18 protein-coding genes are annotated in these 18023 nt (G+C 57.4%); 9 read left to right on the top strand and 9 right to left on the bottom strand.

The window, feature by feature from the left end; translation table 11 throughout:
* Positions 1 to 95: 95 nt before the first annotated feature.
* From COL8621_RS01515 to COL8621_RS01475, 9 genes are all read right to left on the bottom strand, one after another.
* Positions 96 to 422 carry a hypothetical protein gene (locus tag COL8621_RS01515; protein ID WP_093965576.1) on the bottom strand — a complete coding sequence of 109 codons (327 nt, stop codon included), beginning with the start codon at positions 420 to 422 and terminating at the stop codon, positions 96 to 98.
* On the bottom strand, positions 422 to 2227 hold the full coding sequence (sdhA, locus tag COL8621_RS01510; protein ID WP_093965575.1) for a succinate dehydrogenase flavoprotein subunit: 1806 nt from the start codon (positions 2225 to 2227) through the stop codon (positions 422 to 424). The genes COL8621_RS01515 and sdhA overlap by 1 nt, the downstream gene beginning before the upstream one ends.
* A 15-nt stretch (positions 2228 to 2242) precedes the next feature.
* Positions 2243 to 2614, bottom strand: a complete 372-nt coding sequence (sdhD, locus tag COL8621_RS01505) for a succinate dehydrogenase, hydrophobic membrane anchor protein (RefSeq protein WP_093965574.1) — start codon at positions 2612 to 2614, stop codon at positions 2243 to 2245.
* A gap of 10 nt (positions 2615 to 2624) precedes the next feature.
* On the bottom strand, positions 2625 to 3008 hold the full coding sequence (sdhC, locus tag COL8621_RS01500) for a succinate dehydrogenase, cytochrome b556 subunit (protein WP_093965573.1): 384 nt from the start codon (positions 3006 to 3008) through the stop codon (positions 2625 to 2627).
* Between the two features lie 213 nt (positions 3009 to 3221).
* A complete protein-coding gene (locus COL8621_RS01495; protein WP_093965572.1) occupies positions 3222 to 4253 on the bottom strand; it encodes a MaoC family dehydratase in 1032 nt (343 codons plus the stop codon).
* A gap of 2 nt (positions 4254 to 4255) precedes the next feature.
* Positions 4256 to 4459 carry a DUF1737 domain-containing protein gene (locus tag COL8621_RS01490; RefSeq protein ID WP_093965571.1) on the bottom strand — a complete coding sequence of 68 codons (204 nt, stop codon included), beginning with the start codon at positions 4457 to 4459 and terminating at the stop codon, positions 4256 to 4258.
* 5 nt (positions 4460 to 4464) lie between these two features.
* Positions 4465 to 5013 (bottom strand): NnrU family protein, encoded by a 549-nt coding sequence (locus tag COL8621_RS01485; protein WP_093965570.1) that lies wholly within the window; start codon positions 5011 to 5013, stop codon positions 4465 to 4467.
* Positions 5013 to 5870 (bottom strand): HpcH/HpaI aldolase/citrate lyase family protein, encoded by an 858-nt coding sequence (locus COL8621_RS01480; RefSeq protein ID WP_093965569.1) that lies wholly within the window; start codon positions 5868 to 5870, stop codon positions 5013 to 5015. The genes COL8621_RS01485 and COL8621_RS01480 overlap by 1 nt, the downstream gene beginning before the upstream one ends.
* A gap of 106 nt (positions 5871 to 5976) precedes the next feature.
* A complete protein-coding gene (locus tag COL8621_RS01475) occupies positions 5977 to 6732 on the bottom strand; it encodes a sulfite exporter TauE/SafE family protein (protein WP_093966857.1) in 756 nt (251 codons plus the stop codon).
* 154 nt (positions 6733 to 6886) lie between these two features.
* Between COL8621_RS01475 and mdh the strand changes: the two genes are divergently transcribed.
* The 9 genes from mdh to lpdA all read left to right on the top strand — a co-directional run bounded on the left by mdh (position 6887) and on the right by lpdA (position 18004).
* A complete protein-coding gene (gene mdh / locus COL8621_RS01470) occupies positions 6887 to 7849 on the top strand; it encodes a malate dehydrogenase (RefSeq protein WP_093965568.1) in 963 nt (320 codons plus the stop codon).
* A 63-nt stretch (positions 7850 to 7912) separates the two neighbouring features.
* The gene (locus tag COL8621_RS01465; RefSeq protein ID WP_093965567.1) at positions 7913 to 8920 is read left to right on the top strand and encodes a glycosyltransferase family 2 protein; all 1008 of its coding nucleotides are present in this window, start codon (positions 7913 to 7915) and stop codon (positions 8918 to 8920) included.
* 236 nt (positions 8921 to 9156) lie between these two features.
* Complete coding sequence (gene sucC, locus COL8621_RS01460) at positions 9157 to 10350, top strand: ADP-forming succinate--CoA ligase subunit beta (RefSeq protein ID WP_093965566.1); 1194 nt, start codon at positions 9157 to 9159, stop codon at positions 10348 to 10350.
* Positions 10351 to 10355: 5 nt separating this feature from the next.
* Positions 10356 to 11237: a succinate--CoA ligase subunit alpha gene (gene sucD, locus COL8621_RS01455; protein WP_093965565.1), complete on the top strand. Its 882-nt coding sequence runs from the start codon at positions 10356 to 10358 to the stop codon at positions 11235 to 11237.
* A gap of 63 nt (positions 11238 to 11300) precedes the next feature.
* Positions 11301 to 14261, top strand: a complete 2961-nt coding sequence (locus COL8621_RS01450; RefSeq protein WP_093965564.1) for a 2-oxoglutarate dehydrogenase E1 component — start codon at positions 11301 to 11303, stop codon at positions 14259 to 14261.
* A 7-nt stretch (positions 14262 to 14268) separates the two neighbouring features.
* A complete protein-coding gene (odhB, locus tag COL8621_RS01445) occupies positions 14269 to 15762 on the top strand; it encodes a 2-oxoglutarate dehydrogenase complex dihydrolipoyllysine-residue succinyltransferase (RefSeq protein WP_093965563.1) in 1494 nt (497 codons plus the stop codon).
* A complete protein-coding gene (locus COL8621_RS01440) occupies positions 15759 to 16076 on the top strand; it encodes a nucleotidyltransferase domain-containing protein (RefSeq protein ID WP_141137799.1) in 318 nt (105 codons plus the stop codon). The genes odhB and COL8621_RS01440 overlap by 4 nt, the downstream gene beginning before the upstream one ends.
* The gene (locus COL8621_RS01435; protein WP_093965561.1) at positions 16073 to 16483 is read left to right on the top strand and encodes an MAPEG family protein; all 411 of its coding nucleotides are present in this window, start codon (positions 16073 to 16075) and stop codon (positions 16481 to 16483) included. Before COL8621_RS01440 ends, COL8621_RS01435 begins: the two co-directional genes overlap by 4 nt.
* Positions 16484 to 16615: 132 nt before the next feature.
* The gene (lpdA, locus tag COL8621_RS01430; RefSeq protein ID WP_093965560.1) at positions 16616 to 18004 is read left to right on the top strand and encodes a dihydrolipoyl dehydrogenase; all 1389 of its coding nucleotides are present in this window, start codon (positions 16616 to 16618) and stop codon (positions 18002 to 18004) included.
* Positions 18005 to 18023 lie beyond the last annotated feature (19 nt).

The raw sequence follows: 18023 nt of genomic DNA, 5'->3' as shown, positions 1-18023 counted from the left end.
CTAGCTATTGCTGCCGACTGAGTGTTGAGCTTCATAAACAGGCGTCTTGGACGTGATCCTTGGTCTTCAGGTCAAGCATGCGGGCTCTGACGCGCCTAGCCCACGAACGAGGATAGGGCGGCCTGTGTCAGGCATTTCGTTGCTTCGGGGCGTGCCGCGATTTCCACGACCGTTTCCACTGCCTTCTGCGAAGGCGAGCCCGAAACAGCCTCGCCCGCCAATGTCAGGATTTCCTGTGTGCTGGCGTTATCGATGACGCAGTCCGTATAGGGGGCAACGTTTGCCCCCGGAAAGCGCTGTTCAACGACGCCGTTAACGGTTTGCTTGGCCAAATCCCGCGTGGTCTGTTCTGCGATGCCATTTGCGACATCGCAGCCAGAAAGCGCAAGCGCGCCCACGAACAAAGCCGCCAGCCGACGCATCAGAACGTCCGCGCTTTGGGGGCGATACGCTTAAGCGAAATGCCGCCTTCGGTTTCGGTGGTCAGCGGGTCAACGACGACCGGACGATAAGTCAGGTCAACGTTGTTACCTTCGACACGCGAAATCGTGTGGACGCGCCAGTTTTCGTCGTCACGCTCGCTGAAATCCTCGTGCGCATGGGCGCCGCGGCTTTCTTTGCGTGCTTCTGCGCCGTGAATGGTGGCCAGCGCGTTGGGCATCAGGTTGGTCAGTTCAAGCGTTTCCATCAGGTCAGAGTTCCACACCAACGAGGTATCGGTAACCTTCAGGTCGTCCATCTTGGCGGCGATTGCCGTCATTTTGTCGACGCCTTCGGTCAACGTTTTGGATGTGCGGAAAACGGCTGCGTCAGACTGCATTGTTTTCTGCATCTCTAGACGCAGTTCAGCGGTCGAGACATTGCCTTTGGCGTGGCGCAGACCGTCGAAACGCTCCAGCGCCTTGTCGATGGACGCTTGGTTCAGCACTGGGTTTGCAGCGTTGGCATCAACCACTTCTGCCGCGCGAATGGCGGCGGCGCGGCCGAACACCACAAGGTCGATCAGAGAGTTGGAGCCAAGACGGTTCGCACCGTGAACCGACGCACAACCAGCCTCGCCCACAGCCATCAGGCCAGGCGCAACGGCGTTTGGATCTTCGGCGGTTGGGTTCAGCACTTCGCCCCAATAGTTGGTCGGGATGCCACCCATGTTGTAGTGAACGGTCGGCAGAACCGGGATCGGTTCTTTGTTCAGGTCAACACCGGCAAAGATTTTCGCGCTTTCCGAAATACCGGGCAGGCGCAGCGCCAGCGTTTCCGGTGGCAGGTGATCAAGGTGCAGGTGAATGTGATCACCTTCGGCACCCACACCGCGACCTTCGCGGATTTCCATCGTCATAGACCGGCTGACATAGTCGCGCGGCGCAAGGTCTTTATAGGTTGGCGCGTAACGCTCCATAAAGCGTTCGCCTTCGGAGTTGGTCAGGTAACCACCCTCGCCCCGCGCGCCTTCGGTAATCAGACAGCCCGAACCATAGATACCGGTCGGGTGGAACTGAACGAATTCCATATCCTGCAGGGGCAGGCCAGCACGTGCCGCCATACCACCACCGTCACCGGTGCAGGTGTGGGCCGAGGTGGCGCTGAAATACGCGCGGCCATAGCCACCCGTCGCCAGTACAACCATCTTGGCGTTGAAGATGTGGATCGTGCCGTCGTCCAGCTTCCAGCAGACAACGCCTTGGCATTGGCCGTCTTCGGACATGACCAGATCGATCGCGAAATATTCGATATAGAACTCGGCGTTGTTCTTCAGCGACTGACCATAGAGCGTGTGCAGGATCGCGTGGCCGGTCCGGTCAGCGGCAGCACAGGTGCGCTGTACGGGGGGGCCTTCGCCGAATTCAGTGGTGTGCCCACCGAAGGGACGCTGGTAAATCTTGCCTTCTTCCGTGCGCGAAAATGGAACGCCGTAATGTTCCAGTTCGTACACCGCTTTGGGTGCTTCGCGGGCAAGGTATTCCATCGCATCGGTATCGCCCAACCAGTCAGAGCCTTTGACCGTGTCGTACATGTGCCACTGCCAGTTGTCTGGGCCCATGTTGGAAAGGGAAGCCGCGATGCCGCCCTGCGCCGCAACAGTGTGCGAACGTGTTGGGAAAACTTTGGTGACACATGCGGTGCGCAGGCCCTGTTCGGCCATACCAAGCGTCGCGCGCAAACCCGCGCCACCAGCACCAACCACTACGACGTCATATTCATGCGTCTCGTATTCGTAAGCTGCCATGTTTTTCGGTGCTCCTTAAAGCGCAAGGCGGGCGACGGCGAACACGCCGGTCGCGGCTGCGCCGTAGCTTAGGCAGATCATCGCAATGATCAGGATCTTGCGGGTCATGCCAGAGGTGTAATCTTCGATTGCGACTTGCACGCCGTTTTTGAAGTGCATGAAGCCCACAACAAACGTCAGCGCGGCAACGATGGCCGGGAATGGGCGTGCGAAAAAGGCAGCAACCTCTGCATGAGGCGCGCCCAGCATCGGGCCAAAGGTAAAGACGAACAGCGGAACCAAGATCAGCAGCCCAACAGAGCTGACTGTCATGGACCAATGATGGTGCGTGCCGACATGCGAAGCACCCATGCCGACGGCGCGTTTACGATCTGTCAGGAATGACATGTCAGCCCCCTCAAACAACGATGAGTGTGAAGATGGTCATGACGACCGATCCGATGATAACAGCCCAGCCAAGCGTTTCGGCGGTCTGCAACTCAAAACCACGGCCCGTGTCCCAGATCAGGTGACGAACGCCAGCCAGCGCGTGATACCACAGCGCCCAAGTGGACCCGAGCATGATAAGATCGCCGAACCACGAGGTGATAAAGCCATCCGCAATTGCGAAATGCTCTGGCCCGGAAGCGGCGGCCAAGAACCACCAAACAGCCAACAGCGCGCCAAGCAAAAGCGCATTGCCCGAAATCCGCGTAAGGATCGAGGTGATGGAGGTGAGCTGTGGGCGGTAAATCTGAAGGTGGGGGGAAAGTGGCCGGTTCCCCCGGTTTACATCAGCCATGTTGGTGCCTTCTTGCTATCTGGTCCCTTATGGGTGGTGTTACGGATTTTTCGGAGTAAGTCACGGTGCGTTAGCGCTGAACCACCCGGAAAAATCGCTCAAATGCTGAAAAATGCAGATTTGTGATCACACGATTGGGCCGTGTGATCACAAATAAATTTGATTGTTTTAGTCAACTATTCCGGGCGCCCGGATGTTTCGGCGCGGCTGGAATCAGACCGGCATCAACGCCCAGTAGTCCAGATCCAACAGCACTTCGGGGCGGTATTTACCGTCCTCACCCTTCAGGGCGAACGGCTCCCCACCCTTGGTGGCGACCAGTCTAAGCCGGATGGCCCCAACGCCCGGCGCGCTGGTTTCAGCTTTGTCCAAAACCTCGCTCCAGGCTTTTACGGTATCACCGCTGAAGCAAGGGTTGGCATGCGCCCCGCCGTTAAGGCCCACGATCATCTGCGCGTTCGCCAAGCCGTTGAAAGACAGCGCTCGTGCCATGCTGATGACGTGCCCGCCATAGATCAGGCGCTGACCATCCGGGCGGAAGGTCGCGTCGAAATGCACCTTGGCGGTGTTCTGCCACAGGCGCGTGGCCAGCATGTGTTCGGCCTCTTCAATCGTGACGCCATCGACATGGTCGATCGTTTCACCAACCTCGTAATCGCCCCAACGGTGCGGTTCGCCCGAAAGGGTGAAATCGTAGTTGGTGAAATCCAGCCCTTCGGGGATCGCCAGATCAGCAGGGTCAACCACCTTGGCCAGTTCGGGAATAACCGTTTCCGGTGCGGGTGCATCCAGATCGCGTTTGCGAACCATCACCCAGCGCACATATTCCAGAACGACCTCGTCCCGCTGGTTCAGCCCGCGCGTACGCACATACACAACGCCCGACTTCCCGTTGGAATTCTGCTTAACCCCAATCACTTCGCTTTCCGACCGAAGCGTATCGCCCGCATAAACCGGCTTAAGAAAACGCCCCTCGGCATAGCCAAGGTTCGCCACCGCGTTCAGCGACACATCCGGAACGGTTTTGCCAAAGACGGTGTGGAACGCGATCATGTCATCCAACGGAGCCGCGGACAGGCCGCTGGCCCGCGCGAATTCGTCGGATGAATACAGTGCATGCCGCGCAGGATACAGCGCGTGATAGGCCGCCCGTTCACCACCCGAAAGCGTGCGGGGAACGGCATGCGCAATCACTTGCCCTACCTTATAGTCTTCGAAAAACCGGCCCGGATTGGTTTTGGCCATACTCACAGCGCTCCTAGTTTTATGTCGGGCGAATAGTCGCCCTCTACCTCTTTCACCACGGCTTGCGCACAGCGCATTTTGCCGGTGGCGGCGTCAAAAGCGTAGGAAGGATCACCATACAGATCCCACCCTTTCGACAATGCCTCTGTCACTTTGTGGCAAAAGGCTGATGTGTCTTCTTCGGTCAATAAACGGTATGCTTGCATATGGATTACACCGGAAAAGGTGACGGGCCGATCCACATGTGGATGCCGCCAATAACCGCATAAACAGCCGCAGTGATCAGCGCTAAGCGCACGTCACCAGCCACGCTGCCGCCGACATAAGGTGCCCATTCAGGCTGTCGGGCGTTGATCATGAAAATCGACGCCACCGCCCAAACAGCCATTCCACCGAACAGAACGACCGAGGCCAGATCGCCATTCACCAACAGATGCGCGCCCGCCCAAACGATCACGCCGAGCAGCATGGGATGGCGCAACTTCTTGCGCAGACGGCTTTTGGAGTTCCCCAAACCGAACAACGCGACAGAGAACAGCATCAACAGATCCGTCAAATGCATCCCCCAAGACGGAGGCGTCCAGACAGGAACATAGTCAAATGATCGGTATCCGATCACCATCAGAACAATGCCCGCGACAACCAGAAGGGCCACAACCCCTTTGAACTTGTCACCCAGTCTTTCGCGCGCGTCTGGCGCGATGCGTTTGAAAAGATGCGGGACGCTCCACAATAAGAGGCCCAGAACCAGCCAAGTCATCAAGAACCTTCCAATTCCGCAATCGCGGCCGCCTTGGCCAACGTTTCTTGCGCCGTCACGATATGCAGATTTTCGACAATTCGGCCATCCACAACTGCAACGCCAAGGCCCTTTGCCTCTGCTTCTTCGAAGGCGGCGATCTGACGGCGGGCAAGGTCCACCTCTTCTTCGGTTGGCGCAAAGGCGGCATTCGCGATGGCGACCTGTGCCGGGTGGATCAGGGTTTTACCATCGAAACCCATGTCGCGGCCCTGTTCGCATTCGGCGCGCAGCCCGTCTTCGTCTTTGAAGGCATTGTAGACGCCATCGACCACAACGATCCCTTCGGCGCGCGCCGCCAACAGGCACATTTGCAGCGATGTCAGCATGGGCATCCGGTCTGCGCGGAAGCGGCACTTCAGCTCTTTGGCAAGGTCATTGGTGCCCATCACAAAACCGACCATCCGATCGTGTGCAGCAATCGCAGCCGCGTTCAGGATGCCCAACGGGGTTTCCATCATCGCCCAGATCGCTTTGCCTGGAACCAGTTCGCTTAGCTGCTGCACTTGCTCTGGGCATTCGACCTTAGGCAGCAGGACAGCATCGCAATCCATGCTTGCCGCGGCCAAAGCATCGTCGCGCCCCCATTCGGAATCAAGGCCGTTGATCCGAACGATCCGCATGCGCGACCCATAATCACCTTCGGCCAACGCATTGCGAAGGGTTTCACGGGCGGAAACCTTTTCTTCCACCGCGACCGCGTCTTCCAAATCAAAGATGATCGCATCCACAGGAAGGGTCTTGGCTTTTTCCAGCGCCCGCTCTTTCGAGCCGGGGATGTAAAGAACAGAGCGGTAGGGGCGTGCAGCTTGGGCCATGATTCTTCTTCCTCGCAATTTTGTTGCGCAAACGATCACGATTGCGCAGCATTGCGCAACCCCCGTTTTGCCGCATCGCAGAATTACGTGGCAATTCAGGCGCGATTTACGTCAGCGCGTCCCAAATTAGTTTAGCGCCCGTTATCGACAGAAAGATGTAGGTCAGCGCAAAGAAAACGCGCTCGGGCACCATGTGATGCGCCTTTATGCCAATCCACGCGCCCAATAGGGCAAACGGGGCAAGAAACAAATCCGCCACGAACGTTTCCCACGTGAAGATTCCAAGGAAGGCATAGGGCACAAACTTCATGATGTTGATCGCCCAGAACACCATCACGGTCGTCGCTTGAAAGGCCGTTTTGCCCAGTCCTTCGGCCAAAAGGTAGACGGCAACCGGCGGACCGCCCGCATGGCTGACAAAGCTGGTAAACCCGGCCACAGTGCCCGCAAACACGCCCGCCTTTGGCGAAAAAGGTTCTGCGCGATATCGGAACAAACGCATGCGAACCGACAGCTGAAAGGCAACAAACCCTAGGGCAACAGCCCCAATCAGAAACCGAAAAATGTCGGGGTTCGTCAGGTTGTATAACAGCGCGCCCAGCGCGACGCCCGGCACCGCGCCCAAGATCATCCGCTTGGCGATAGGCCAACGCCACTGACCGCGGTAAGGGCCAAGCGTGACCAGATCGACCAACATCAACAGGGGCAACATCAACCCGATCGCCGCAGCTGGCGGCAATACCAGCGCAAGAATCGGCGTCGCGGCAAAAGACGCACCAGACCCAAAACCGGCCTTAGAAATCCCCGCAAAGATCACTGCGGGTATCGCCAGCGCAAAAAACATCAAATCAAGTTCAAACACTGCGACACCTGCTGAAACTGCTCTTTTTTCAGCCATAGCGCAGTGTTAGCGCCAGCAAAAGGCGAAGTTCTGGCATGCCGCAGCGCAGCGCCCTTGCGTGAAGCGCCGCGAATGGCTACGCATCGCGCAATTTCAACTGACGGGGAACTAACTCATGTCCAGACCCAAGATCGCCCTTATCGGTGCGGGACAGATCGGCGGCACGCTCGCTCATCTGGCCGCGATCAAGGAACTTGGCGACGTTGTACTATTCGACATCGCTGAAGGCACTCCTCAAGGCAAGGCGCTTGATATCGCCGAATCCGGCCCTTCCGAAGGGTTCGATGCCACACTGAAGGGTACCACTGATTACGCCGATATCGCGGGCGCTGATGTCTGCATCGTTACCGCTGGTGTTCCGCGCAAGCCGGGCATGAGCCGTGACGACCTGCTGGGCATCAACCTGAAGGTCATGAAAGCCGTTGGCGAAGGCATCCGCGACAACGCACCAGATGCGTTCGTGATCTGCATCACCAACCCGCTGGACGCGATGGTTTGGGCGCTGCGCGAATTTTCTGGTCTGCCACACCAGAAGGTCGTTGGCATGGCTGGCGTTCTTGATTCCGCCCGCTTCCGTCACTTCCTGTCGGTCGAATTCGGCGTTTCCATGAAGGACGTTACCGCGTTCGTTCTGGGTGGCCACGGTGATACGATGGTTCCACTGTCGCGTTATTCGACCGTTGCTGGCATCCCTCTGCCTGATCTGGTCGAAATGGGCTGGACCACGCAAGACAAGCTGGACGCAATCATTCAGCGCACCCGTGACGGCGGCGCAGAGATTGTTGGCCTGCTGAAAACTGGCTCGGCTTTCTATGCCCCGGCGACATCGGCAATCGAAATGGCCGAAGCGTACCTGAAAGACCAAAAGCGTCTTCTGCCTTGCGCAGCGTACTGTGACGGCGAATTCGGCCTGGACGGCATGTATGTTGGTGTTCCTACCATCATCGGCGCTGGCGGTATTGAAAAGGTCGTCGACATCAAGCTCAACAAAGATGAGCAAGCAATGTTCGACAAATCGCTTGATGCGGTTAAGGGCCTTGTTGAAGCGTGTAAGGGCATTGACGACTCCCTCGCTTAAAGTTTCGCCACACGTCACCTGTTGGCGTGTGCTGCGAAATCAAAAACATTGGGTCGGCGCTATATGAGTGCCGACCTTCAAAGATGGGGCGTCGTCGCCACTGTGGACGAGCCCAAGGACCTGATCCTTGCCTTCGTCGCGCACTATCTGTCGCTCGGCGCGTCGCGCATCTTCATCTTTCTGGACAAGCCAGCGCCCGAGATTGAGGAAATCCTATCCGCGACCGACCATTGTCAGGTGTTCACATGCACTGAGAATTACTGGCAGATTTCTCATGGCATCGAACGCCCGTCGCGCCATCCGCGCCGGCAGGTTCTGAACGCCAACCTTATCTACAAAACCTGCGACCTTGATTGGCTGTTGCATTGCGACGCCGACGAATTCCTGATCAGCACCGGCGACATCAGCACCAAGCTGTCAGCCCTTCCAAGCTCAGTTGGCTGCGTCCAAACGCCGAACTCTGAACGCGCTTACCTTGGCGCGGTTCCGGACAACTCGATCTTCGAAGGCGTTTTTCGCAATCGACCTAAAGAGCACCGCAACGACCCATCACTTTTCGGCGTCAGCGCTGCCTATACCAAGGACGGGTTCGGGGGCTACACAGGCAGCAAGACATTCGTGCGCACTGGATTGGGCTGCCAAGTGGGCATTCACCACCCCAAACCCATGCCGCAGACTGACCCCAAATGGGCGTTAGAAACGAAATTGCTGCATTTTGATGGTTTGACCCCGCTGCATTGGGCCGAAAAGCTGGCCAAAAAGACGAAGGGTATCGCGATTAAAAAGCGTACCGAACTTGGCGCTGGACGGCTTGAACAGATCAAATTTGTGCGTCGAAACAGACGGTCTTTTGACCGCATCATGCAGCTTCACAACATCATTCAGGTCGTGGACCCAGCACTTGAACCCGAACTGCGATCCCGCGGCATGTTGGATTACACCACGTTCGACCCCGCCCCCGCGATCAAACGCCATTTTCCCAGCGTCGCGTTCGACCTTTCGCCCCAGCATTTTGATGACATGCTTCGCCAGCACGATGCGCAAATCTTCGAACTGTTCAATTTTAGTTAAATGCATTGGGGTTATCTAGCCGCGCAGACTGGGAACGCCTGTTAGCGCGACCAACGTTCAAACGCCTGCGATGATAAGAATCGGCGCCCGATATCGTTTTGTGATCACGCTTTTTGAGAGTGTGATCACAAACTCACAATACCTGTCAAAATCCACGCATATTGATCGAAAACGTTTTTCGGCGTTCAGCGACTGTGCCATTAAGGCCAAGAATTGTACTAAGACGGGACAGTTTCATGAACATTCATGAATACCAAGCGAAGGCACTCCTTCGTGACTATGGCGCCCCGGTCTCTGATGGCCGTGTCGTACTGAAAGCCGACGAAGCGAAAACCGCTGCAGGTGAACTTGAAGGTCCGCTCTGGGTCGTCAAAGCACAAATCCACGCGGGTGGCCGCGGCAAGGGTTCCTTCAAAGAAGCCGATGCTGGCGAAAAGGGCGGTGTCCGCCTTGCCAAATCCGTTTCGGAAGCCGCCGAAGAAGCACAAAAGATGCTGGGTCGCACACTTGTGACGCACCAGACCGGCCCAGCGGGCAAAGTGGTCAACCGCATCTACATCGAAGATGGCTCCGGCATTGAAACCGAACTGTACCTGGCCCTTCTGGTTGATCGCCAGACCAGCCGCGTTTCGTTCGTATGCTCCACCGAAGGCGGCATGGACATTGAAGAGGTTGCAGCAGCGACCCCTGAAAAGATCCTGTCCTTCTCGGTTGATCCTGCAACGGGCTATCAGCCTTTCCACGGCCGTCGCATCGCGTTCACGCTTGGCCTTGAGGGCAAGCAGGTTAAGCAGTGCGTTTCGCTGATGGGCCTTCTCTATAAAGCCTTCATGGAGAAGGATATGGAGATGCTGGAGATCAACCCGCTGATCGTTACAGATAGCGGTGATCTGAAAGTTCTGGACGCCAAGGTTGGCTTCGACGGCAACGCAATCTATCGCCACGCCGATATCGCCGCCCTGCGCGACGAAACCGAAGAAGACCCCAAAGAGCTGGCCGCATCGAAGTTCGATCTGAACTACATCGCGCTGGACGGTGAAATCGGCTGCATGGTGAACGGCGCTGGCCTTGCCATGGCGACGATGGACATCATCAAACTGTATGGTGCTGAACCTGCGAACTTCCTTGACGTTGGCGGCGGCGCCACGAAAGAGAAAGTGACCGAAGCGTTCAAGATCATCACCTCTGACCCTCAGGTCAAAGGCATCTTGGTGAACATCTTTGGTGGCATCATGCGCTGTGACGTTATCGCCGAAGGCGTTATCGCTGCGGTGAAAGAAGTTGGTCTTGAAGTCCCGCTTGTCGTTCGCCTTGAAGGTACGAACGTCGAGAAGGGTAAAGAGATCATCAAGACCTCCGGCCTAAACGTGATCGCTGCGGATGACCTGAAAGACGGCGCCGAGAAGATCGTTAAAGCGGTGAAGGGGTAAGACTGATGGCAGTTCTCGTAGACGAAAACACAAAGGTAATCTGTCAGGGCCTTACCGGTTCGCAGGGTACTTTCCACTCGGAACAGGCGATTGCTTATGGCACCAAGATGGTCGGCGGTGTGACGCCGGGCAAAGGTGGCCAGACGCATCTTAACCTGCCCGTGTTCAACTCGGTTCACGAAGCAAAGCACGTGACCGAAGCTAACGCATCGGTGATCTATGTTCCCCCGCCCTTCGCGGCGGATTCGATCCTTGAAGCGATCGACGCTGAAATGGAACTGATCGTCTGCATCACCGAAGGCATTCCGGTGCTGGACATGATGCGGGTTAAGCGCGCGCTGGAAACTTCTAAATCCACGCTGATCGGCCCCAACTGCCCCGGCGTTATCACGCCTGACGCATGTAAGATCGGCATCATGCCCGGCCACATCCACAAGCGTGGTTCGGTTGGCGTTGTGTCCCGTTCCGGTACGCTGACATACGAAGCCGTGAAACAGACTTCGGATTCCGGCCTTGGCCAGTCTTCGGCTGTTGGCATCGGCGGCGACCCCATCAAAGGCACCGAACATATCGACGTGCTGGAAATGTTCTTGGCCGACCCAGAAACTCAATCGATCATCATGATCGGTGAGATTGGTGGTTCTGCCGAAGAAGAAGCCGCTCAGTTCCTAGCCGATGAAAAGAAAAAAGGCCGTTGGAAACCAACTGCTGGTTTCATCGCTGGCCGCACGGCGCCTCCGGGCCGCCGCATGGGTCACGCTGGCGCGATTGTCGCTGGCGGTAAAGGCGGTGCTGAGGACAAGATCGAAGCCATGAAATCGGCCGGTATCGTTGTCGCAGACAGCCCCGCCGGTCTTGGCGAAGCTGTGCTTAAGGCAATCGGCTAATTCCAACTTACGAATGCCGCGCCCCATATCAGGGGCGTGGCCCATAATTTATCAGGTGCAGCCATGACGGACCAAAGCCCTAACGACGTCTTCCATGCCTCCAGCTTTATGCAGGGGCATAATGCGGAATATCTGGAACAGATGTATGCCCGCTATGCCAACGACCCGAACGCGGTTGATGAGGCGTGGCAGCAGTTCTTCGCCACCCTTGGCGATGCTGAACTGGACGTAAAGGCAGAGGCCACGGGCCCATCGTGGGCGCGCACCGACTGGCCCCCACAGCCGAATGACGATTTGACCGCCGCGCTGGATGGGCAATGGCCCGCAGCCGCTGCCGAGGTCAAAGACGCCGGCAAGAAAATTCAAGCCAAGGCCGCCGAAAAGGGCGTGTCCGTTTCGGACGAACAGATCAAACGCGCCGTGCTGGATTCGATCCGCGCGCTGATGATCATCCGCGCTTATCGTATTCGCGGCCATCTGGTCGCTGACCTTGACCCGCTTGGGATGCACGAACACACGCCGCACCCAGAGCTGGACCCAAAATCCTATGGCTTCACCGAAGCCGACATGGACCGCCCGATCTTTATCGATAACGTTCTGGGCCTTCAGATCGCATCCCTGCGCGAAATCTTGGACATCGTGAAACGCACCTATTGTGGCACCTTTGCCCTGCAATACATGCACATTTCCGACCCAGAGCAGGCCAGCTGGCTGAAAGAGCGCATCGAAGGGTTCGGCAAAGAGATCACCTTTACCCGTGAAGGTCGCCGCGCGATCCTGAACAAGCTGGTCGAGGCTGAGGGCTTTGAAAAGTTCCTGCACGTGAAATACATGGGCACCAAGCGTTTCGGCCTTGATGGCGGCGAAAGCCTGATCCCCGCGATGGAACAGATCATCAAACGCGGCGGTAACCTTGGTGTCAAAGACATCGTTATCGGGATGCCCCACCGTGGGCGTCTTTCGGTGCTGGCCAACGTGATGGCAAAGCCTTACCGCGCGATCTTTAACGAATTTCAGGGCGGCAGCTTTAAGCCCGAAGACGTTGATGGTTCGGGCGATGTGAAATACCACCTTGGCGCATCTTCTGACCGTGAATTTGACGGCAACGTTGTTCACCTGTCGCTAACCGCGAACCCATCGCACCTTGAGGCCGTGAACCCGGTTGTTCTGGGCAAGGCGCGTGCGAAACAGTTCCAGCTGAACGATGCCAATCGCGAAGCGGTTATTCCGATCCTGCTGCACGGCGATGCCGCGTTTGCGGGTCAGGGTGTTGTGGCCGAATGTTTCGGCATGTCCGGCCTTGTGGGTCACCGCACCGGCGGCACAATCCACTTGGTTGTGAACAACCAGATCGGCTTTACGACTGCGCCGCATTTCAGCCGCTCCAGCCCCTATCCAACGGATATCGCGCTGATGGTTGAGGCGCCGATCTTCCACGTGAATGGTGACGATCCAGAGGCCGTGGTTCACGCAGCCAAGGTTGCCACTGAATTCCGTCAGAAGTTCCACAAAGACGTGGTTATCGATATCTTCTGCTATCGCCGGTTTGGTCACAACGAAGGCGACGAGCCGATGTTCACCAACCCGCTGATGTACAAGAAGATCAAAAAGCAGAAGACGACCCTTCAGCTTTACACCGATCGCCTTGTCAAAGACGGCCTGATCCCCGAGGGAGAGATCGAGGATATGAAGGCCGCGTTCCAGTCCCACCTGAACACTGAGTTCGAGGCGGGCAAGGAATACAAGCCAAACAAAGCCGACTGGCTTGATGGCCGCTGGTCCCATCTGGACCGCGAGGGCGAAGATTATCAGCGCGGTGAAACGTCGATCTCGGAAGAGACAATGAAAGACGTGGGCGCTGCCCTTTCCACCGCGCCTGACGGGTTCCCGATCCACAAAACTGTGGGCCGCCTGTTGGACACCAAGAAAGAGATGTTCGCATCGGGCAAAGGTTTTGACTGGGCCACAGCAGAGGCATTGGCGTTCGGTTCCTTGATGACCGAAGGCTACCCTGTACGTCTGGCCGGGCAGGATTCGACCCGCGGCACGTTCTCTCAGCGCCACTCGGCCTTTATCAATCAGGATACGGAAGAGCGGTATTACCCGCTGAACCACATCCGCGAAGGTCAGGCGCATTACGAAGTCATCGACTCGATGCTTTCGGAATACGCGGTGCTTGGTTTCGAATACGGCTATTCGCTGTCCGAACCGAACGCGCTGGTCATGTGGGAAGCCCAGTTTGGCGATTTCGCCAACGGAGCGCAGATCATGTTTGACCAATTCATCAGCTCGGGCGAACGCAAATGGCTGCGGATGTCGGGTCTTGTGATGTTGCTGCCACACGGTTTCGAAGGTCAGGGCCCAGAACACTCTTCTGCCCGTCTGGAACGCTTCCTTCAGATGTCGGCCGAAGATAACTGGATCGTCGCCAACTGTTCGACCCCGGCGAACTATTTCCACATCCTACGTCGCCAGTTGCACCGGACATTCCGTAAACCACTGGTTCTGATGACGCCTAAATCGCTGCTGCGCCACAAGCTGGCCGTTTCCAAAGCAGACGAATTTACAACGGGTTCGTCCTTCCACCGCGTTCTTTGGGATGACGCTGAAACCGGCGCTTCGGAAACGAAGCTGGTCGCAGACGACAAGGTCAAGCGCGTCGTTATCTGTTCCGGCAAAGTCTACTATGACCTGCTGGAAGAGCGTGACGCACGCGGCATCGACGATATCTATCTGCTGCGTCTTGAACAGTTCTATCCGTTCCCGGCGATCTCTCTGGTCAAGGAGCTGGAACGCTTTAAGGGCGCCGAAGTTGTCTGGTGTCAGGAAGAGCCGAAGAACCAGGGCGCCTGGACGTTCGTTGAACCGAATATTGAATGGGTTCTGACCCGCATCAAGGCCAAGCACAAGCGCCCGCGCTTTGTTGGCCGTAACGCCTCCGCCTCGCCCGCGACGGGTTTGGCAAGCATGCACAAAGCACAGCAAACAGCGCTCGTAAACGAAGCGCTGACCATCGAAGGGTAAATAGAACATGTCCACAGAAGTCCGCGTACCCACCCTTGGTGAAAGCGTCACCGAAGCAACCGTTGCCACATGGTTCAAGAACCCCGGCGACCGCGTTGAGGTTGACGAAATGCTCTGCGAGCTGGAAACCGACAAGGTCACCGTCGAAGTGCCCTCCCCCGCCGCAGGCACCATGGGAGAGATCGTAGCAGCCGAAGGCGAAACCGTCGGCGTTGATGCGCTGCTGGCAACCATCTCCGAAGGCGGCGAAGCTGCGGCCCCTGCCCCGGCTGCCAAACCCGCCGAAGCGGCCGCCTCCAGCGATACAGGCGAAGCGATTGACGTGATGGTCCCGACCTTGGGCGAAAGCGTCACCGAGGCAACCGTTTCCACATGGTTCAAACAGGTCGGCGACACCGTTGCCCAAGACGAAATGCTGTGCGAGCTGGAAACCGACAAAGTATCGGTCGAAGTTCCCGCACCTGCTGCTGGCACGATCACTGAAATCCTCGCGAAAGAGGGTGACACCGTCGAAGCATCGGCCAAGCTGGCAATCATGACCTCTGGTTCCGGCGCTGTTGCGACCAAACCAGCGGCTGCGCCTGCTGCTGCTCCTGCCGCCGCTGCAACCGGTAAAGACGTAGAAGATGCACCAGCCGCCAAGAAACTGATGGCTGAAAAAGGCATCTCGGCTGATCAGGTCACCGGCTCGGGCCGCGATGGCCGCATCATGAAAGAAGATGTGTTGAAAGCAGTCACCGCACCTGCCGCCGCTGCGGCCCCCGCCGCCGCGCCACGCGCACCCGTCCACGCAGACGATGCCGCCCGCGAAGAGCGGGTAAAGATGACCCGCCTGCGCCAGACCATCGCCAAGCGCCTGAAAGACAGCCAAAACACCGCAGCCATGCTGACCACCTATAACGAGGTCGACATGACCGAGGTGATGGCCCTGCGCAACGAATACAAAGACCTGTTCCTGAAGAAACACGGCGTCAAGCTTGGCTTCATGTCGTTCTTCACCAAGGCCTGTGTTCACGCCCTGAAAGAAATCCCCGAGGTGAACGCCGAAATCGACGGCACCGACGTGGTTTACAAGAACTTCGTTCACATGGGCATCGCCGCTGGCACACCCACCGGCCTTGTGGTTCCGGTGATCCGTGACGCCGACGCAATGTCCTTCGCCGACATCGAAAAAGCGATCGCCGAAAAAGGCGCGCGCGCCCGTGACGGCAAACTGTCGATGGCCGAAATGCAGGGCGGCACGTTCACCATCTCCAACGGTGGTGTCTACGGCTCGCTGATGTCCTCGCCGATCCTGAACCCACCGCAGTCCGGTATCCTCGGCATGCACAAGATTCAGGACCGCCCGATGGCAATCAAAGGTCAGGTCGTGATCCGTCCGATGATGTATCTGGCCCTGTCCTATGACCACCGCATTGTCGACGGTAAAGGCGCCGTGACCTTCCTTGTCCGCGTCAAAGAAGCGCTCGAGGATCCGCGCCGGTTGCTGATGGATCTTTGAGTTCGCTCAAACAACAAATCGAAATGGTCGCAGCTTGGGCTGCGGCCAATCCAAAAATTGAGACAGCCTTCATCGTCGGCAGTCGAGCAACGAAAACTGAACGACCAGATAGCGACTTGGACGTCGCTATCACGCTGACTGAGAGGTTCGGATACGGCGACTGGCTTTTTGAAAGCGACGAATGGGAAGCGGATTTGCAGAAGATGTCACCATTCAAAATACATCTGTTGCGCGGGGGCGGCTCCTTGCCGAACCAAATCGTGCAGCAAGCAATTGAAGCTCACGGCGTCTTAGCTTTCGAAAGAACGAAATGACCCCAGAACTCACCGCCCTCACCCTCGCCGGCCTACTGCAAGTTATCCAATTTGCACTCATGTCCATTCCTGCGAACATTGAACTTGGTCAGGGCAAAACCCTCGGCCCGCGGGATCGCGCACGGCTGGGCGGCAGCCTAGAAGACCAACTAAGCATTCGCACCGCACGCCTCTACCGCGCCATGAACAACCACTTCGAAGGGTTGATCCTGTTCACGCTCGCGGTCGTGGTCATCACCCTGTCTGACCAATCCACCAGCTTCACCGCGACATGCGCCTGGACGTACCTCGGCGCGCGCATCCTCTACGTCCCCGCCTACGCGTTCGGCCTGACCCCGTGGCGCTCACTAATCTGGAGCGTCGGGTTCCTTGCCACCGTCGCCATGCTTTTGGCAGCATTAATATGATGCTTCATCTTGGCGCAAATACCTTCGGGGGTGAATGGGCCATCGGCCCAGAGGGGGCAGACAGCCCCCTTCCCCACCTCGAAACTGCAGCACAGACTGATAAAATGCCCACCCGGGCCAAGGAGAGTAAAAATGGCAAACTATGATGTCATCGTAATCGGCGGCGGCCCCGGCGGCTATGTCTGCGCCATCCGCTGCGCACAGCTGGGCCTGAAAACGGCTTGCGTCGAAGGGCGCGAAACTCTGGGCGGCACCTGCCTGAACGTTGGCTGCATCCCATCCAAAGCATTGCTGCACGCGTCGCACCAACTGCACGAGGCGGAACATAACTTCGCCGCGATGGGCCTGAAGGGCAAATCCCCCTCGGTCGATTGGAAACAGATGCTATCCTACAAGGACGACGTGATCGGCCAGAACACCAAGGGCATCGAATTCCTGTTCAAAAAGAACAAGGTCGATTGGCTGAAAGGTTGGGGCTCTGTTCCTGAGGCTGGCAAGGTCAAGGTTGGCGACGAAGTACACGAGGCGAAGAACATCGTCATCGCGTCGGGTTCCGAACCCTCCTCGCTTCCAGGGATTGAGATTGACGAGAAAGTCGTCGTCACCTCCACGGGTGCGCTAGAACTGCCAAAAATCCCGAAGAAACTCGTCGTGATCGGCGCGGGTGTTATCGGGTTGGAAATGGGCTCCGTCTACGCGCGTCTGGGTTCCGAAGTGACCGTGGTTGAATTCCTTGACCATATCACACCGGGCATGGACGCCGAGGTTTCCAAAACCTTCCAGCGCATCCTGAAAAAGCAGGGCATCAACTTTATCCTTGGTGCTGCGGTTCAAGGCGTTGACGCGACAAAGACCAAAGCGAAAGTCACCTACAAGCTGCGCAAAGACGACAGCGAGGCGACAATTGATGCCGACACCGTACTGGTTGCGACAGGTCGTAAGCCATTCACCGATGGCCTTGGCCTGGAAGCGCTGGGTGTAGAGGTTCTGCCGCGCGGTCAGATCAAAACTGACGGTCACTGGGCGACCAACGTCAAAGGCGTCTACGCCATCGGCGACGCGATCGAAGGCCCAATGCTGGCCCACAAAGCCGAAGACGAAGGCATGGCCGTAGCCGAGGTTATCGCGGGCAAGTCTGGTCACGTGAACTATGGCGTGATCCCCGGCGTGATCTATACCAGCCCCGAGGTTGCCAGCGTTGGCCAAACCGAAGAGCAGCTGAAAGAAGCCGGTCGCGCCTATAAGGTTGGCAAATTCTCGTTCATGGGGAACGGGCGCGCGAAGGCTGTGTTCATGGGCGAAGGCTTTGTCAAAATTCTGGCCGACAAAGACACCGACCGCATCTTGGGCGCACATATCATCGGCCCAGCGGCGGGTGATCTGATCCACGAGGTTTGCGTTGCGATGGAATTTGGCGCATCCGCGCAGGATCTGGCGCTGACATGCCACGCACACCCCACCTATTCCGAAGCAGTACGCGAAGCTGCCTTGGCCTGTGGTGACGGCGCAATCCACGCCTAATAAAAAGGGCCGGAGGGGT

It is taken from the genome of Actibacterium lipolyticum, from assembly GCF_900184935.1.
GTDB classification, from domain to species: Bacteria; Pseudomonadota; Alphaproteobacteria; order Rhodobacterales; family Rhodobacteraceae; genus Actibacterium_A; species Actibacterium_A lipolyticum.
Note: the sequence above shows the minus strand (reverse complement) of the source record. Positions and strands in the feature narration are given on the sequence as shown.

Bases quoted from the DNA above. Each gene is read 5' to 3' on its own strand.
- COL8621_RS01515 (WP_093965576.1), bottom strand. From the start codon at position 422: ATGCGTCGGCTGGCGGCTTTGTTCGTGGGCGCGCTTGCGCTTTCTGGC.
- sdhA (WP_093965575.1), bottom strand. From the start codon at position 2,227: ATGGCAGCTTACGAATACGAGACGCATGAATATGACGTCGTAGTGGTT.
- sdhD (WP_093965574.1), bottom strand. From the start codon at position 2,614: ATGTCATTCCTGACAGATCGTAAACGCGCCGTCGGCATGGGTGCTTCG.
- sdhC (WP_093965573.1), bottom strand. From the start codon at position 3,008: ATGGCTGATGTAAACCGGGGGAACCGGCCACTTTCCCCCCACCTTCAG.
- COL8621_RS01495 (WP_093965572.1), bottom strand. From the start codon at position 4,253: ATGGCCAAAACCAATCCGGGCCGGTTTTTCGAAGACTATAAGGTAGGG.
- COL8621_RS01490 (WP_093965571.1), bottom strand. From the start codon at position 4,459: ATGCAAGCATACCGTTTATTGACCGAAGAAGACACATCAGCCTTTTGC.
- COL8621_RS01485 (WP_093965570.1), bottom strand. From the start codon at position 5,013: ATGACTTGGCTGGTTCTGGGCCTCTTATTGTGGAGCGTCCCGCATCTT.
- COL8621_RS01480 (WP_093965569.1), bottom strand. From the start codon at position 5,870: ATGGCCCAAGCTGCACGCCCCTACCGCTCTGTTCTTTACATCCCCGGC.
- mdh (WP_093965568.1), top strand. From the start codon at position 6,887: ATGTCCAGACCCAAGATCGCCCTTATCGGTGCGGGACAGATCGGCGGC.
- COL8621_RS01465 (WP_093965567.1), top strand. From the start codon at position 7,913: ATGAGTGCCGACCTTCAAAGATGGGGCGTCGTCGCCACTGTGGACGAG.
- sucC (WP_093965566.1), top strand. From the start codon at position 9,157: ATGAACATTCATGAATACCAAGCGAAGGCACTCCTTCGTGACTATGGC.
- sucD (WP_093965565.1), top strand. From the start codon at position 10,356: ATGGCAGTTCTCGTAGACGAAAACACAAAGGTAATCTGTCAGGGCCTT.
- COL8621_RS01450 (WP_093965564.1), top strand. From the start codon at position 11,301: ATGACGGACCAAAGCCCTAACGACGTCTTCCATGCCTCCAGCTTTATG.
- odhB (WP_093965563.1), top strand. From the start codon at position 14,269: ATGTCCACAGAAGTCCGCGTACCCACCCTTGGTGAAAGCGTCACCGAA.
- COL8621_RS01435 (WP_093965561.1), top strand. From the start codon at position 16,073: ATGACCCCAGAACTCACCGCCCTCACCCTCGCCGGCCTACTGCAAGTT.
- lpdA (WP_093965560.1), top strand. From the start codon at position 16,616: ATGGCAAACTATGATGTCATCGTAATCGGCGGCGGCCCCGGCGGCTAT.